Below are 15,511 nucleotides of genomic sequence, written 5' to 3' on the forward strand. Positions count from 1 at the left end.
ACAATCATAAGTATGGGGGGAATTCAGTTGAAATTGAGAAAAGCTGCAAGCTTCGCTATCGCTCTGACGGTGGTCACCGGGTTACTGGCAGGCTGCTCCAAAGGGAATTCAGCAACCAATGCTGGCAAGGAAGACAAGGGGAATGAGGGAACACAAACAGAGCAAGCCTCCAAGGACGTTAAGCTCACGTTCTTCAATACCTCCGCAGAAGTGAACACAGTGTTCGAGGAGCTGTTCAAGAAGTATCATGAGCAGAATCCGCAGGTGACAATTGAACTGATTCCTACACCGATCGGCGGCGCGCAGCTTGAGAAGTTCCAATCCCTGCTGGCCTCCGGCAATCCGGCGACAATCGTGAACTTGGATGCAGGCACCATACTTCAATATAAGGATGATTTTCTGGATTTAGAGCCGGAGAAGGCGAAGTATGAAGCGCTGACCAATCCGGGAGCCATCGATGGCGCATTGCTGGACGGACAATTCCTGGGTATTCCTTGGACTGCCCAAGGCTACGGTCTGCTGTACAACAAGCGTGCGGTAGAAGAGGGTATCGGCGGTGCTTTTGATCCTGCATCGGTGAAGACCCGTGATGATCTCGAAGCGGTTTTCAAGAAGATCGAAGCCTCCGGCAAAGCACCGGTCATGCTTCACGGAGCAGACTGGTCGCTCGGCGCCCACTATCTGGGATTGACCTATTCCCTGCAGTCGCAGAAGGTGGAGGACAACCGGAAGTTCGTGGAGGAGCTGAAGAACGGGCAGGTTCAACTGACGGAGAATCCGCAGTTCACCGGACTGATGGATACCTTCGATCTGCTGAAAAAATACAACGCGCGTAAGAGCGACCCGCTCGTTGCCGATTATAACCGCGACAGCGCGGATTTCGCCAAGGGAGCTGCCGCCTTCTACTTCATGGGAGACTGGAGCTGGGCGGTGATTGGAACACTGGAAGGCCGAGATGCCGACTTCGGTATCCTGCCGCTGCCGGTGAGCAATAACCCGGAGGACTTCGGTAACACGCAAGTCGCCTACAGCGAGCCTAAGCTGTTCGCCATCGATGATTCAAAGTCTACGCCGGAGCAGCAGGAAGCCGCCAAAGCGTTCATCGAATGGATGGTCAGCAGTGAGGACGGACAAAAGGCCATTATTACCGATATGGGGCTGTCCATGCCGTACAAGGATCTTAAGGCGAAGAGCACGAACGTCATGTCTAACGCTGTCAGCGAATACGTGAAGCAAGGGAAGATTATCAACATCGGTGTCATCAATTACCTGCCACAGGATTACTGGGCCAAGACCGGAGCTGCGATGCAGAAGTATCTGGTAGGCAATATCGACCGCCAGGGGCTGGCGCAGGAGGTTCAGGATTACTGGAAATCGTATGCAGGGAAATAGAGAATTTCTTCGTTTGTGCTAAAAGAACAGGCTGAACCGGGATATTCTCCAGTTCAGCCTGTTAAGAGGAAAGGGGGCAGCACTATGAACAAAAAGCTATCACTGAAGAATGCGGGGACGTTTCTGGTCTTCGGAGGTCCCTCTATCTTCGCTTTTGCCGCCGTTGTGATCATACCGTTCATCGTCGGCTTATATTTGACCTTCACGAACTGGGATGTCCGGACAGGCGACAGCAGCCTGATCGGCTTCACGAATTATCTGGAGGTGTTCAGGGATAAGGTGTTCCTTCAGCAGCTGTGGTTCACCCTGAAGTATGTCTTCTTCACTGTGGTGATTGCCAATGTGTTCGCTTTCTTCATCGCACTCGCCCTGACGAGAGGCGGGAGAGGGGAACAATGGCTGCGGACAGGGTTCTTCACACCCAATCTGGTCGGCGGGATCGTACTCGGCTACCTGTGGCAGACGCTTTTCTCACAGGTGCTGCCTTACCTTGGCGCTAAATACGGCTGGGAGCTGTTTCAGACCTCATGGCTGACGAATACGGGGACGGCATTCTGGGCGCTGATCATTGCGACCGCCTGGCAGCTGGTCGGGTATCTGATGATCATTTATATCGCGGGCTTCACAGGCGTTCCGAATGATGTACTGGAGGCGGCGAGCATTGACGGAGCGGGGCGGACTTCAGTGATCCGTAGAATCATCCTGCCGCTGACGGTTCCTGCGATCGTCATCTGTATTTTCATCTCCCTGTCCCGATCCTTCTTAACGTATGACATCAACCTGGCGTTAACCAAGGGCGGACCGTTCAATTCAACGGAGCTGGCCACCTACCATATCGTGCAAAAAGCCTTCCTGTCCAATCAATACGGTGTCGGCCAGGCAGAGGCAGTCGTTCTGTTCGCTGTCGTCGCGATTATCGCCTTGACGCAATCCTATCTGCTGAAGAAGCTGGAGGTGGAATCTTAATGAATGCTAACCGGCGCATCCTCCCGGGCCTGCGGACAGGATTCCTGTACCTGCTGCTGTTGGCCTTTTTAACACCGTTCCTGCTGATTATTATGAACTCCTTCAAGACCACCCAGCAATTCTTCGAGAGCCCGCTGTCGCTGCCGACAACGATTAATTTCAAGAACTATGCCAGCGCTTTTGACAATATGGACTTTATGCAGGGGTTCATGAACTCACTGATCATTACGGGGATTTCCGTCACGATCATTATTATTTTCTCGGCGATGACCGGGTACTTATTCGTCCGTTACAAATGGAAGGTGAATTCCATCCTCTTCTTCCTCATGCTGGCCTCCATGGCTCTGCCCTTCCAGGTGCTGATGATTCCAATGGTCATGCTGTACGGAAATATGGGGCTGCTGAATACCAAGCTGACGCTTTTGTTCATGTATCTCGGCTTCGGAGTGCCGTTTGGCGTCTTCACGTTCCACGGCTTTATCAAAGGCATTCCTTATGAGCTGGAAGAATCGGCGTTTATCGAAGGGAGCAGTACGCTGCGGACGTTTTTCAGTATTGTGCTGCCCTTGCTGAAGCCGGTGTTCGTCACCCTGCTGGTGCTCGATGTGCTCTGGATCTGGAATGACTATCTTCTGCCCAGCCTGGTGCTGCTGTCACCGGATCAGAAGACACTGCCGCTGTCCACGTATACCTTCTTCTCCTCCTATTCTGTGGACTATGCGCCGCTGATGGCCGGGCTGATTATGACGATCATTCCCGTGCTGATCATCTACCTGTTCCTGCAAAAACAGATCATCAAAGGGATCACAGAAGGGGCGCTGAAATAAGGGGGAGCGGGGAAGTCCCAATGTACACCGCAGTGACGATTACGCTTCAATAGCTGAAATCCATGCGAAATTCATCTATAATTGGAACTAAAAAGCAAGGTGGTTTCTATGGCGAATCTGAAGGATGTTGCGAAGCAGGCAGGACTTTCTGTGAATACAGTGTCCAGAGTCCTTAACAATAGAGGGTATATTAGCGACAAGACGAAGGAGAAGGTCTACCGGGTGATGAAGGAAATGAACTATCAGCCGAATGAAATGGCCCGGGCCCTGTTCCGCAAAAAATCCAATATGATCGGGCTGATCATCCCGGCGATTTCCCATCCTTTTTTTGCCGAGCTGACCGCTTATCTTGAATATTACGCAGACCTTAAGGGCTACAAGCTGCTGCTCTGCAATTCCAACCGCAACGTCTCCAAGGAAGTGGATTATATCGAGATGCTCAAAAAAAATCAGGTTGACGCCATCATCATGGGCAGTGCCGTGCTGGATGTGCAGCATTATCTTCACCTGGACCTGCCAATCGTCTCCTTCGACCGTGTAATCTCCGAGGACATCCCCGTGGTTACCTCGGATAATCTGGAGGGCGGCCGGCTGGCTGCCCGGTTATTAACCGGCCAGGGCTGCCGGCACACGGTCTATATCCAGCGGGGGATCGACGGTCCCCAGCATCACTTCATGCTGGCCGGCCTGAGAAGGCAGGGGTACGAAGAAGAGCTGAAGCGCGCCGGGCTTGCGCCGCTGTACTTGCAGCTGGAGGTCAATGAGGGGAGCTATACCGGAGGGGACACCGCCATCGCCGCCTACCTCCAGGAGCATCCTGAGATCGACGGCGTATTTGCCAGCAGTGATGTGATTGCCGCCGAGGTCATTCATGCCTGCAACCTGCTCGGCAAGGAGATTCCTTCAGCCATGCGCATTGTGGGCTATGATGATGTGCAGCTGGCTTCTATGATCTCACCGCGTCTAAGCACTGTCCGGCAGCCGATTCAAGAGATGAGCGAAGCCATTATGGAGCTGGCGGTCCGGCAGATCGAGGGCCAGGCGGTGGCGATGGTGAACACGTTCCCGGTAACGGCTGTGGAGCGCGGCACGACCTGATACTCAGGACTGGCAGCTTCCCTGCCAGTGTCTGCCTTAGTAGAGCGTCAGGTTTAAATTTATGGATTGGATCATAAGAGGAAACCACCTAACTTATTAGGTTCAGTTTTTCGCATAATCAGAGATAAGTGTATTCGGTGCAACTAAAAAAAGTGAAAAGGAAGGTATTCCTTCCCTAACTGTATTTCATACAACTAAATTTGCTGGAATGGGCGAAAATCCAGGTATAGAGGTATCTTAATTGCACGAAATACAGCTAAACTGAGATTCGCCAGTATATCCGGCGATTTAGCTGTACAGATTGCAATTAAACCATTCTTACAGTTTTGAAGCTGCTGCTGTCCTATTATATCAACCGGTTAACATAGAACCTTGCCTTGTTCTGCTGAACAGAGGAAGAAGGCTGACCCGGGTCAGGAGGTACGGATGGCTGTAACCATCAAAGATGTTGCCGAGAAGGTCGGCGTCTCCGTCACTACCGTCTCCCGTGTGCTGAATAACCGGGGATACCTCAGTGAGAGTCTGAAGCAAAAGGTGAACGATGCCATGGAGGAGCTGAATTACCATCCGAGTGAGGTGGCACGCTCCTTGCTGCGCAAGAAGTCCAATATGATCGGCCTGATTCTGCCGGATATCTCCCATCCGTTCTTCGGAGAGGTAACCAAGCATATTGAGGCCTATGCCTATGAACAAGGCTATAAGCTTATGCTGTGCAATTCCCTGCATCATAAGAAAAAAGAGAAAGAATACATCGATCTGCTGCGGGCCAGCCGGGTTGACGGCATTATCATGGGCAGCCATACGATGAGCGTGAACGATTACAAGTCAATCAGCCTGCCGCTGGTGTCGCTGGACCGGCAGATCTCTAAGTCGATTCCGTTCATTGCCTCGGATAACTATCAGGGGGGAGTGCTGGCCACCAGGCTGCTGCTGCGCAAAAAATGCCGGAGCATCGCCTATCTCAGCGGGAATCTGCGCCTCAATCTGCTGGCCAAGCAAAGGCATGACGCCTTCCTGGAGCAGGTCAAGAGGAAAGATGTGAAATATACCGTCCGGCAAACCGATCTGAACGGATTTAAGTATAAGGATTACGAGAAGCTGGTCAGCAGTCTTTTTGAGGAACGCCCTGAGCTGGACGGCGTATTCGCGAGCAGCGATATGCTGGCGCTACAGGTGCTGAAGCAGTGCAGAAGGCTGGGCAGAGCCGTGCCCGGTCAAGTCAAGGTCGTAGGCTATGACGGAATTGCTGCCTTGGAGGCGGAGGATCTGACTACTATCGTCCAGCCGATCAAGAAGATGGGCGAGCTGGCTGTTCAATATCTGCTTCAGCAGATTGCCGGCGAGCCGGTTCCGCTGGAGACGATTCTTCCCGTCCGGTTATCGGAGAAGGGGACCACTTGAAGCACGCAGGATTCATTCACATTCGAACGATATGGAGGAAATATATATGGATTTCATTTACCGCGTAGCCCCGGATTTACGGGAAGGGATCGCTGGCCTGCCGCCGCTGCATTTGCCGGAGGATCTGGCCGCAGCCCGGAATAATATCCCGTTGCCTACAGAACAGTCGGACTGCGTCCGCATTACGGAACGGGTTCTGATTGCCGGCTCCGGGCCGGTTCGGATCAGAATTTATGAACCGGCTCAGCGAAGTGAACATAAGCTGCCTGCCCTACTCTGGACCCATGGCGGCGGCTATATTCTGGGCCAGCCGAGCGGTGACGATGCGTTATGCGAGAGCTTCGTCCTCGCGGCCAACTGTGTGGTCGTGTCGCCCGATTACCGCCTTGCCCCGGAGCATCCGTACCCGGCAGCCATTGAGGACTCTTATGCAGCGCTTGTGTGGCTGGCCGATAACAACAATGGGCTGAGCATCGATTTGGCCCGGATTGCCGTGGGCGGAGCGAGTGCAGGCGGCGGTCTGGCGGCGGCTCTGGCCCTGATGGCGAGAGACAAGGGCGGTCCTGCCCTCTGCTTCCAGCTTCCGCTGTATCCGATGCTGGATGACCGCAACATTACACCTTCGAGTTATGAGGTCACGCACCCGGCGGTGTGGAACCGGGCGAACAACCTGGTGGCGTGGGAGATGTACCTGGGCGGTACTGCCGGGGGCGCAGACACCTCCCCGTATGCGGCACCCGGCCGTGCGGATCAACTGGCGGGACTTCCGCCCGCCTATACCTGCGTCGGACAGCTCGACCCGTTCCGTGATGAGACGATTGACTATGTGGCCCGGCTGGCACAGGCCGGTGTAGAAGTGGAATTTCATCTCTACCCGGGGGGCTATCATGGCTTCGAGCATGTTGTCCCTGCAGCCGAAGTCAGCCGCAGAGCCAGAGAGGGATACATCCATGCCCTGGCAAGAGCCTTGAACTCTTAAATTGTAAAAAGAGGACGGGTTTTTGAAAGTATTGTGTACACAGAGACCATAGAATGGATATGACACAAGGATACTGGAGTACCAAGGGGGAGTGCGGGTGTTTAAACTCGGAGAGACAATACCATTTGAAGATAAGGCGAACGATGTGTTAACAGTGGGCGAGCTGCTCGTGGATATGATCTCCAATGAATACGGCGAGGATACGGTAAGTGATGGATATACCCGTTATTTTGGCGGATCGCCTTCAAATATTGCCATTAATGCGGGGAAGCTGGGCATCCGGTCGCATGTGGCTTCGGCGGTGGGCAGGGATAGCCTGGGCAACTATCTGATCAACCGGCTGCAGAGCGCCGGAATGGCGACAAGCGGCATCCAGCAGGTCGATGATTCTACCAGTATGGTGGTGATTACCAAGAGTCAGGCTACGCCGGTTCCAATCTTTTACCGTGCGGCGGATTACCGGCTGGAGTACAATGAGGCGCTGGAGCAAGCCTTGATTCATTCCAGAATTGTCCACTTCTCCTGCTGGCCGATCTCCAGGACCCCATCCCGTAGGGCGGTGGAGCGGGTGATCCAGACGGCGCGGAAGCATAAGGTGCTGATCGGCTTCGATCCCAACTATCATCCCTCGATCTGGCAGAAGGGAGAGGACGGGGTAGCCTATGTCAAAAGCATCATCCCGAAGGTGGATATCATCAAGCCTTCCGAGGATGACGCTGAGCGTCTGTTCGGTCCCGGCACGCCGGAGGAGCAGATCGCCAGATTCCTTGCGCTTGGTGCGAAGCTGGTCATTCTGACGCTGGGCAAGGACGGGGCACTCGTCTCCACCGGCAGCGAAACGATGTCCTTTGCGACCAAGGCGACGCAGATTGAAGATACGACGGGAGCAGGAGATGCCTTCTGGTCTGGATTCTATACAGCTATTATCAAAGGATATACGCTCACAGAAGCGCTGGAGCTTGGATCTGCTGTCAGCGCGTACAAACTGAAATTCACCGGTGCGGTAGTCGATCTGCCTGCGCTTGCGGTCATTAAGCAACAATTCAACCTGTAGGAGGCTTCTTAAGATGACACTGAAGAATCAAGTACAGTTAATTACCTATCCCGATTCCCTGGGCGGAGACCTGAAGCAGCTCCATCAGGTGCTGCGCGGTCCCTTCGCCGGGCTGTTTGCCGGGGGGATTCACATCCTTCCGCCCTTTCCTTCTTCGGGGGACCGCGGCTTTGCGCCGCTGACGTATCTGGAGATCGAGCCGGAATTCGGCAGCTGGGAGGACATCCGCAGCATCGGGGAAGAATTCGATGTGCTGGTGGATCTGATGGTCAATCATATCTCCAGGCAATCGCCGTATTTCCAGGACTTCCTGGAGCATGGCCGGGCTTCGGAATATGCGGATCTGTTCATCACCCTGGACAAGATCTGGGAGAATGGCGAGCCTGCGCGTGCGGATATCGAGAAGATGTTCCTGCGGCGGCCGCTGCCTTATTCTACGTTCACTACCTCCGGAGGGGTGGAAGAGAAGGTCTGGACCACTTTTGGCAAAACCGATCCTTCCGAGCAGATTGATCTGGATATCCATTCTCCGCTCACCCGCGACCTGCTGCGGCAGTTCTTCCTGAACTTCAAAGAGCAGAATGTCAAGATTGTCAGGTTGGATGCGGTCGGGTACGTGATCAAGAAGCTGGGCACCAGTTGTTTCTATGTGGAGCCGGAGATCTATGAATTCCTGGACTGGATTAAGGAGATGGCGGATTCGCTGGACATAGAGCTGCTGCCGGAGGTACATGCGCATCACAGTATCCAGACTAAGCTATCGGAATACGGCTGCTGGATCTATGATTTCATTCTGCCTTACCGCGTGCTTGAGGCGCTTACCGGCAGATCCAATACGGCGCTGTACGACTATCTGCGGACCCGTTCGCCTAAGCAGTTCACGATGCTGGACTGTCATGACGGTGTTCCGGTGAAGCCCGACCTGGATGATCTGATCGATACCAAGGAAGCCCGGGAGCTGGTGGATCTCTGCGTGGAGCGCGGAGCGAACCTGAGCCTGATTCTGTCCGAGGAGCATAAGGCCCCGGATGGCTTCGATGTCCATCAGATCCGCTGCACCTATTACAGCGCACTGAATGAGGATGACGATGCGTACCTGGCAGCAAGGGCGATTCAATTCTTCGTACCGGGTATTCCGCAGGTCTATTATGTAGGCTTGCTGGCTGGCCGCAATGATCTGGAGCAGGTCGCCCTGACGGGGGAAGGCCGGGAGATTAACCGCCATAACTATACGCTGGAGGAGATTGCAGCGGAGAGTGAGCGGGAGGTCGTGCAGCGGCTGATGAAGCTAATCCGCTTCCGCAATGAGTATAGCGCCTTCCATGGAACCTTCCGGGTGCTAGAGGCAGAGGCGGATGAAATCAGGCTGATGTGGGAGCAGGGAACAGCATATTGCCGGCTGCATATTAACCTGCAGAATTATAAGACTGTTATCGAATATATAGATCAGCAGGGACAAGAAGCGGTATACTGGGTCTGATTCTAATTCGTTAAGGGGGAATGATGATGGCTACAATGCAAATCAGCCTGTTCTCGGCAAGTCTGAAGCGGGAGGTCACGATCCAGGCCATATTGCCGGTGGATCTGCCGGAGGGCTGGGGATTGCCTGCCTGGTCGGGCCAGCCCTTGAGATCGCTCTATTTGCTGCACGGCTTCTCCGGCAGCCAGAACGACTGGCTGAACTTCTCCAGGATCAGGGAGCTGGCAGACAGGCACCAGGTGGCAGTATTCATGCCGGCCGGGGAGAACCGCTTCTATGTCAATGATGAGCTAAGAGAAGAATACTACGGTGAGTATATTGGCAGAGAGCTGGTAGACTTCACCCGCAAGCTGTTCCCGCTATCAGCAGCCAGAGAGGATACCTGGATCGGCGGCTTATCCATGGGCGGCTACGGGGCAATCCGCAACGGCCTGAAATACGCGGAGCGCTTCGGCCGGATCATCGCCTTATCCTCGGCCTTAATTCCGTATAGAGTTGCCAATATTTCCCCAGACTATAAAGACGGAATTGCCAGTTATTCCTACTATGCCAGCGTCTTCGGCGATCTGAGTAGGCTGCTTGGCAGCGACAAAGACCCTGAGCAGCTGGTGCGTGATGTGAAGGCGCAGGGACTTGCCCTGCCGGAGCTGTATATGGCATGCGGAACCGAGGATATGCTGCTGGATGTGAACCGCCGGTTCCATCAGTTCCTGGAAGGCGAGCAGGCCGCCCATTACTATGAAGAAGGCCCTGGCGACCATAACTGGGCGTACTGGGATAAGCATATTGAAGCTGCGCTGGACTGGGCGGCTAACTAACTTTATTGATTAACTTTATAAAAACAGACAGGGAAAAGTGGCGGAGGGGAATTTTGGAACTGTAGGAGCGGTAGCGTCCGCCTTTGTATACGGATTTCCACCTCGATCAGAGGTAATAATTAAGAAATCTGTATACAACAGCGGCCGGAAGTCCAAAACTTCTCTGGAGTCACGGCCATCCCCAAAAAGAGAAACTTTTAATCATAATCAATATAACAACTAGAACAGCAAATTGCATACTTATACGCCCCTGGGTCCGGCCTAAGAAGGTATCGGCTCAGGGGCGTGCTGAATTCCGGGGAAAGGAAGAGGCGGGGATGATCCGAACCAACAGTATCGTGTTCAAATTTGCGTTGCAGATGACAGTGATTCTTGCGATCCTGCTGTCCATCCTTGTTCTGAGTAACATCTACTCCCTGGAGGTGGTGCGGAGCAATGCACTGACCAGCTCGCGTAATACACTGGCCCTCTATCAGGCCAATATTCATAATAACTTCAACAATTTCTCCAAGGACCTCATTGAGGTGTTCGACCATAACGTGGATACTGCGGTGAATTCGGCGGGGATGGATGAGAACAGCCGGTATTTCAAGGTCCAGCAGCTCAAGAATAGCCTGCAGGCAAAAATAGCAGGCGATAATTCGAGCGACGGCATGTTCATCAGGCTCTCGGATGAGCTGGTGCTGGAGCAGTTCAACCGCCGGATTCAATCGGAGGATAAGCTGGCTCTGGTGGATTTTATCAATATGCATAAATTCAGTACGGCTCCGGCAGAACATAGCGGGGAATGGAAGGTCTTCCAGATCCGCGGCGAGTCCTACTTGTTCAAATATATTACTTATTCAGGAGTCAGCTTCGGAACGCTGGTGAAAGCGGACACGCTGCTGGCTATGGTTGATAGGGGAGGCAATGATAAGAACCGTTATGTGCTGAGTGACTCGGAGGGAATGATCCTGGCAGCGAATAATATCTCTCTTAATGAAGGGGATACGACGCTTGAGAGCTTAAGCAGGCAGTATCAGCGGGATTACCTGATTGTATCTGAACCGATCGGCGAGTTCGGGCAGATGACTCAAATGGTTGCCAAGGGCAGTCTGTTCTCGGGCCTGAAGCTGATTCAGTGGGGGATCGCCCTGCTGGCGGTGCTCTCGGTCATCGTGGTGCCGCTGGTGCTGAGATTCCTGACGAGAGATGTGCTGAGGCCGATTCTGGAGCTGGTGAAGGCGGCGAAGGCGGTCGAGCAGGGGCAGCTGGAATACCAGATTCCGCAGAATACCCCGTATTCCCTGGAATTCCTGAAGCTGTTCCATGCGCTGGAGTCCATGGTCAGTGAGATCAAGGATCTGAAGATTCAGTCCTATGAAGAACAGATCGAAATCAGCCGCGCCGAGATCAAGTATCTGCAGATGCAGATCCGGCCCCATTTTTTCCTGAATGCGATCTCAACGATCACCAGCCTAACCTATCAGAATAAAAACGAGGAGATCCGCCGCCTGATCCACTGCCTCTCCGAGCACCTCCGGTATATGTTCAGAGGAGGGCTGATGGAAGTGACGATGGAGGAGGAGATCCGGCACACTGAGAATTATATCCGGATGCAGGAGATCCGTTATCCTGAGCAGATTTTTTTCATGATCGAGATGCAGGAGGAAGCGCGGCAGGTGCCGGTTCCCCAATTCATGATTCAGACCTTTGTGGAGAATACGTTCAAGCATGCTATGTTCGTTCAGGAGCTGCTGTCTATTTTCATCAGGGTGCGGATGGAGCTGCGGGACGATAGTCCATTTGTCAGTATTGTCATTGAAGATAACGGGGCGGGCTTCGCTTCTGAATGGCTGGATCAGCCGGAGCGCGAAGAGGCAGGGGAGGACGGAGGCAGAGTGGGCATTGCCAATATCCGCAAGACTCTCAGACTGCTCTACAAACGGGAAGATCTGCTTAAGCTGTCGAATATCGAGACTACAGGTGCGAGGGTTGAGCTATGGATTCCTGTGAAGCCACTCGAATGGGGCCAGCCCGGCTTAGAGGGAGGATAATATGCGTTGTATGCTGATTGACGATGATATTCCTACAATTGAAGCGTTGCGCGGTATTGTGAATTGGGAGGAATTCGGAATTACGGAAGTGCTAACCGCTCATAATATACAGGATGCGAAGCAACTCTTCGAGCACGGCGAGCCGGATCTGATGATTTGCGATATTGAAATGCCGCGCGGCTCGGGCATTGAGTTGATCAAGTGGGCCAGAGAGCGTCAATATGAGGGCGGATTCATCTTCCTGACCTGTCATGAGAGCTTCACCTTCGCCTCCCAGGCGATCTCATATGACGCAGACTCGTATCTGGTCAAGCCGCTGGACAAGCAGGAGCTGGAAGCGGCGCTGCGTAAGTCTATGGATACGCTGAAGAACAAAATTATGTTAGGCGAATACAGCAAGCTGGGCCATGCGTGGCTGAAGAACCAGGATCTGATAGAACGCAGCTTCTGGAGCGATGTGCTGACGGCGACAATCTCTCCCCGGCCACAGCTGATTCAGAGTGAGGTGCAGAAGCGGGAGCTGTCCATTCCGGTGCATGCAGAATACAGGCTGCTGCTGGTAAGTGTTCCCCGCTCCCAGATTGAACGGGAATGGGATGAGAGCATCTTCCATTATGCCCTCTCGAACCTGGTCTCTGAAATTCTCAGCAGCCGGGTGGGCAGCGGCCGGATGATTGCCTATCAGGTCGATAAAGTATTCTACAATGCGATCATTGTGGAGAATCCGGCGGATATGAAGGAGCTGGAGGTGAGCGCCGGAGAGATCATCCGGCTGTCCAGACAGTATCTGAAATGTACGGCTACCTGTTACTTCAGTGAGCCTGCGGCGATCTCCCGCCTGGCGCAGCTTAAGACGGAGCTGGAGCAGGCGGACGAGGCGAACATTATTTTCCGGGGGAAGCTGCATTTGCCGAATAAGCCCTTCCAGGTAGATCTGACCGAGCGCTTCACCCTGGATACGGAGCTGTTCACCCTGCTGTTCGTCCAGAAGGAGAAGGCGCAGATTGTGAACCGGCTCAAGAAAGAACTGGAGCTGCTGACGAGCCTGAACAAGCTGGATGCGGCAACACTCCATTCGATCCGCGAGGACCTGCTTCAAGTGGTCTATTCGCTGCTCGCGCGGCACCACATTCAAGCTCATCGTCTCTTCGAGGGTGAGCTCAGCCAGCAATTGGCCCAGGATGCCGAGAGCAGCGTGTTCGACTTCATGAAATGGGCGCAGGCGCTGACGGATAAGACGCTGGATTCCATTAAGGAGGTGCTGCAGTCCGAAGGGGTGGTCGAGCGGGCCAAACGGTTCATTCAGGAGCACTATACCCAGGACCTCAGCCGGGAGGATGTTGCCGCAAGCGTATATCTGACCGCGGATTATCTGGCCAAGGTGTTCAAGCACGGGACCGGCCAGAGCGTGAAGGAGTACCTGAACGACTGCCGGATCAGAGCGGCGAAGCAGAGGCTGGTGGAGAGCACGGCGAGCATCGGGGAGATTGCCATGGATACCGGCTTCGATACCCTCTCCTATTTCTCCACTGTGTTCAAAAAATGGACAGGCGAAACCCCGGCAGCCTACCGTTCCAAGCATAAGCACTAGGATCGGAAGAGGCTCCGCGTTTCCCCGAGAGAAGCAGAGCCTCTTGCGATACATTTCGTTTCCTAATCATAAGTCAACAGAAACTGTACTACCTCGGTCTTCAGCGCTTCGTGAAATTGCACACGATCAAAGCCAGGCGGGTCCTGTGAGGGGGGGAAGGCGGGTGAAATCATCGCAGCCGGAAAAGGACTCAGGAAGGAAAAGTGTCCGGCATTCTCCACCGTCCGATAGTGAATCATCCGTGGTTCGGCAACACCTTTCAAGATGATCTGAGCGTGAAATGGAGGGGTGTACGGGTCCCGCTCCGCGTCCAGCATGAGAATGGGGAGACGAACGCCGCTTAATGCCCCCTCATTCCGGAACCAGACGGACGCCGGGGCCAGTAAAATTAGGGACTGGATTCGCGAATCCATAGGAACATTGATTTGCTGCAGCTTTCCGTTTGGGCTCTCATTAGGGAAGGAGGTTGGGATGCCGCCAGCTGCTGCCAGCGCGGTGTAGCCGCCCATGGAATGCCCGATGACCGAGAAGCTTCCCGGCCGGATAAGCCCCTTGAACCTCTCATCTTCAAAAAACCAGTCGGCGGCCATGCGAAGATGCCGGGGGCGATAGGTGAGGTTAGGGACCGTACCTTCCCAACTATTATCGTTCCGGTTATTATGCGGATGTTCGGGCAGGCCAACGATAAAGCCGCTGCGTGCCAAATGCCGGGCAAGTGACCCGTACACAAACGGCGAACCGCCTGTACCGTGTGACATGAGGACCAGCCGAAACTTCCCCTCCCTCGGCGCCGCGTCTCTGGCCACTTCCAACGGGTATTGCCCTAGACGGTCCGCCTGTTCCGGTACGTCTGTCGGATACATCACGATCATAGGATAGGTCACCCTCAAAGAGTTATCTGTAATTTGTACCTCACAGCATCCTGCGTATCCTTCATTCATATATGCTTCTGTGTTCATCTTAAATTCTTCTCTCCTTGAGCGGTACGCTCCTAAGCTGGCGGGCTAACGGGAATATATATGTCCAATACCGAATCCTCGTTCGTCGGTCCCAGATACCGCTGGTCGTAACGTGCGAACTCCGGGGCATTCGTACGAACGCTGCCAGACTGGGGTAACCAGGTCTCGTAAATGTATTGGAACGTATCGTTGAGCCTCGCTAATGTTCCCTTATGAGTAAAAACCGCATAAGTTGCCGCGGGCAGCAGCTTAGCGGCCATTCCCAAGGGAACCGTACTCTCCTCGCTGGCCGCCTCGACACAAGCGGTATAAGTAACCTCCCACTGCTCGCCCGTAAGTTCAATGACCGCATAAAACAGGTCTTCCGTATCCGGCTTGCGCGTAATCTCAAACACACGCTGCCTAAAGCTCCGCCATAGCATTCCGACCTCGTCCGAATTGACACCCGGTATCGACATGCCGACCAAATGCAGGTTGTCCAGGCAGACAAAAGCTGGCACGAGGGAAATACCCGTATGCAAATGTTGCAGCCCCGCTCCATCCAATGGAAGCTTCTCCATGGCCCGGAACAACGTGTCTTTCATGTCCCTTTGCTTGCGAAATTGTCCCGGCGAGATGGAGAACATTTTCCGAAAGGCCCGGGCGAAGGATTCCTGGGACTCGAATCGGTACTGGATGGCAATATCTATAATCCTTTGGCGGGTATGAAATAAGTCGTATGCCGCATGTGTCAATCTCCGCTTACGGATGTACTCTGAGACGGAGCATCGGGTCACTGACAGGAAGATCCTGTGAAAATGGTAAGGCGAATAGCCGGCAGCCTCCGAAACCTTGGCGCTTAAACTTTCATCGGTCAGATGATTCTCAATATAGGAAATAGCCTTGATTACTGAATCCTTATAGTTCACAT

The 15,511-nt window shown here is 53.7% G+C and carries 13 protein-coding genes; 11 read left to right on the top strand and 2 right to left on the bottom strand.

Going from position 1 to position 15,511, the window contains the following annotated elements:
- The first annotated feature begins 27 nt into the window (after positions 1-27).
- The 11 genes from MKY64_RS03855 to MKY64_RS03905 all read left to right on the top strand — a co-directional run bounded on the left by MKY64_RS03855 (position 28) and on the right by MKY64_RS03905 (position 13,642).
- The gene (locus MKY64_RS03855) at positions 28-1,392 is read left to right on the top strand and encodes an ABC transporter substrate-binding protein (protein ID WP_340950997.1); all 1,365 of its coding nucleotides are present in this window, start codon (positions 28-30) and stop codon (positions 1,390-1,392) included.
- Positions 1,393-1,476: 84 nt separating this feature from the next.
- Complete coding sequence (locus MKY64_RS03860; RefSeq protein WP_036699404.1) at positions 1,477-2,358, top strand: carbohydrate ABC transporter permease; 882 nt, start codon at positions 1,477-1,479, stop codon at positions 2,356-2,358.
- A complete protein-coding gene (locus MKY64_RS03865) occupies positions 2,358-3,185 on the top strand; it encodes a carbohydrate ABC transporter permease (protein WP_209877511.1) in 828 nt (275 codons plus the stop codon). The genes MKY64_RS03860 and MKY64_RS03865 overlap by 1 nt, the downstream gene beginning before the upstream one ends.
- A gap of 108 nt (positions 3,186-3,293) precedes the next feature.
- The gene (locus tag MKY64_RS03870; RefSeq protein WP_036724067.1) at positions 3,294-4,283 is read left to right on the top strand and encodes a LacI family DNA-binding transcriptional regulator; all 990 of its coding nucleotides are present in this window, start codon (positions 3,294-3,296) and stop codon (positions 4,281-4,283) included.
- Positions 4,284-4,709: 426 nt separating this feature from the next.
- Positions 4,710-5,684: a LacI family DNA-binding transcriptional regulator gene (locus MKY64_RS03875; protein ID WP_340950999.1), complete on the top strand. Its 975-nt coding sequence runs from the start codon at positions 4,710-4,712 to the stop codon at positions 5,682-5,684.
- A gap of 46 nt (positions 5,685-5,730) precedes the next feature.
- Positions 5,731-6,663, top strand: coding sequence for an alpha/beta hydrolase (locus tag MKY64_RS03880; protein WP_340951002.1), 933 nt, complete (start codon positions 5,731-5,733; stop codon positions 6,661-6,663).
- Between the two features lie 97 nt (positions 6,664-6,760).
- The gene (locus MKY64_RS03885) at positions 6,761-7,717 is read left to right on the top strand and encodes a carbohydrate kinase family protein (RefSeq protein WP_340951004.1); all 957 of its coding nucleotides are present in this window, start codon (positions 6,761-6,763) and stop codon (positions 7,715-7,717) included.
- A gap of 13 nt (positions 7,718-7,730) precedes the next feature.
- A complete protein-coding gene (gene gtfA / locus MKY64_RS03890; RefSeq protein ID WP_340951007.1) occupies positions 7,731-9,197 on the top strand; it encodes a sucrose phosphorylase in 1,467 nt (488 codons plus the stop codon).
- Positions 9,198-9,223: 26 nt separating this feature from the next.
- Positions 9,224-10,015, top strand: coding sequence for an alpha/beta hydrolase (locus MKY64_RS03895; RefSeq protein WP_339310753.1), 792 nt, complete (start codon positions 9,224-9,226; stop codon positions 10,013-10,015).
- Positions 10,016-10,332: 317 nt separating this feature from the next.
- Positions 10,333-12,051 carry a sensor histidine kinase gene (locus tag MKY64_RS03900; protein WP_340951009.1) on the top strand — a complete coding sequence of 573 codons (1,719 nt, stop codon included), beginning with the start codon at positions 10,333-10,335 and terminating at the stop codon, positions 12,049-12,051.
- 1 nt (position 12,052) lies between these two features.
- Positions 12,053-13,642 carry a helix-turn-helix domain-containing protein gene (locus MKY64_RS03905; RefSeq protein WP_340951012.1) on the top strand — a complete coding sequence of 530 codons (1,590 nt, stop codon included), beginning with the start codon at positions 12,053-12,055 and terminating at the stop codon, positions 13,640-13,642.
- 62 nt (positions 13,643-13,704) lie between these two features.
- Here the strand turns inward: MKY64_RS03905 and MKY64_RS03910 are convergent, their stop codons facing one another.
- Together MKY64_RS03910 and MKY64_RS03915 are read right to left on the bottom strand one after the other, a co-directional pair.
- The gene (locus tag MKY64_RS03910) at positions 13,705-14,601 is read right to left on the bottom strand and encodes an alpha/beta hydrolase family protein (RefSeq protein WP_340951015.1); all 897 of its coding nucleotides are present in this window, start codon (positions 14,599-14,601) and stop codon (positions 13,705-13,707) included.
- 32 nt (positions 14,602-14,633) lie between these two features.
- Positions 14,634-15,509: an AraC family transcriptional regulator gene (locus MKY64_RS03915; protein WP_340951019.1), complete on the bottom strand. Its 876-nt coding sequence runs from the start codon at positions 15,507-15,509 to the stop codon at positions 14,634-14,636.
- Positions 15,510-15,511 lie beyond the last annotated feature (2 nt).

It is taken from the genome of Paenibacillus sp. FSL R7-0210, assembly GCF_038009085.1.
Taxonomy (GTDB): Bacteria; Bacillota; Bacilli; order Paenibacillales; family Paenibacillaceae; genus Paenibacillus_AQ; species Paenibacillus_AQ silagei.

Bases quoted from the DNA above. Each gene is read 5' to 3' on its own strand.
- MKY64_RS03860 (WP_036699404.1), top strand. From the start codon at position 1,477: ATGAACAAAAAGCTATCACTGAAGAATGCGGGGACGTTTCTGGTCTTC.
- MKY64_RS03865 (WP_209877511.1), top strand. From the start codon at position 2,358: ATGAATGCTAACCGGCGCATCCTCCCGGGCCTGCGGACAGGATTCCTG.
- MKY64_RS03870 (WP_036724067.1), top strand. From the start codon at position 3,294: ATGGCGAATCTGAAGGATGTTGCGAAGCAGGCAGGACTTTCTGTGAAT.
- MKY64_RS03875 (WP_340950999.1), top strand. From the start codon at position 4,710: ATGGCTGTAACCATCAAAGATGTTGCCGAGAAGGTCGGCGTCTCCGTC.
- MKY64_RS03880 (WP_340951002.1), top strand. From the start codon at position 5,731: ATGGATTTCATTTACCGCGTAGCCCCGGATTTACGGGAAGGGATCGCT.
- gtfA (WP_340951007.1), top strand. From the start codon at position 7,731: ATGACACTGAAGAATCAAGTACAGTTAATTACCTATCCCGATTCCCTG.
- MKY64_RS03895 (WP_339310753.1), top strand. From the start codon at position 9,224: ATGGCTACAATGCAAATCAGCCTGTTCTCGGCAAGTCTGAAGCGGGAG.
- MKY64_RS03900 (WP_340951009.1), top strand. From the start codon at position 10,333: ATGATCCGAACCAACAGTATCGTGTTCAAATTTGCGTTGCAGATGACA.
- MKY64_RS03905 (WP_340951012.1), top strand. From the start codon at position 12,053: ATGCGTTGTATGCTGATTGACGATGATATTCCTACAATTGAAGCGTTG.
- MKY64_RS03910 (WP_340951015.1), bottom strand. From the start codon at position 14,601: ATGAACACAGAAGCATATATGAATGAAGGATACGCAGGATGCTGTGAG.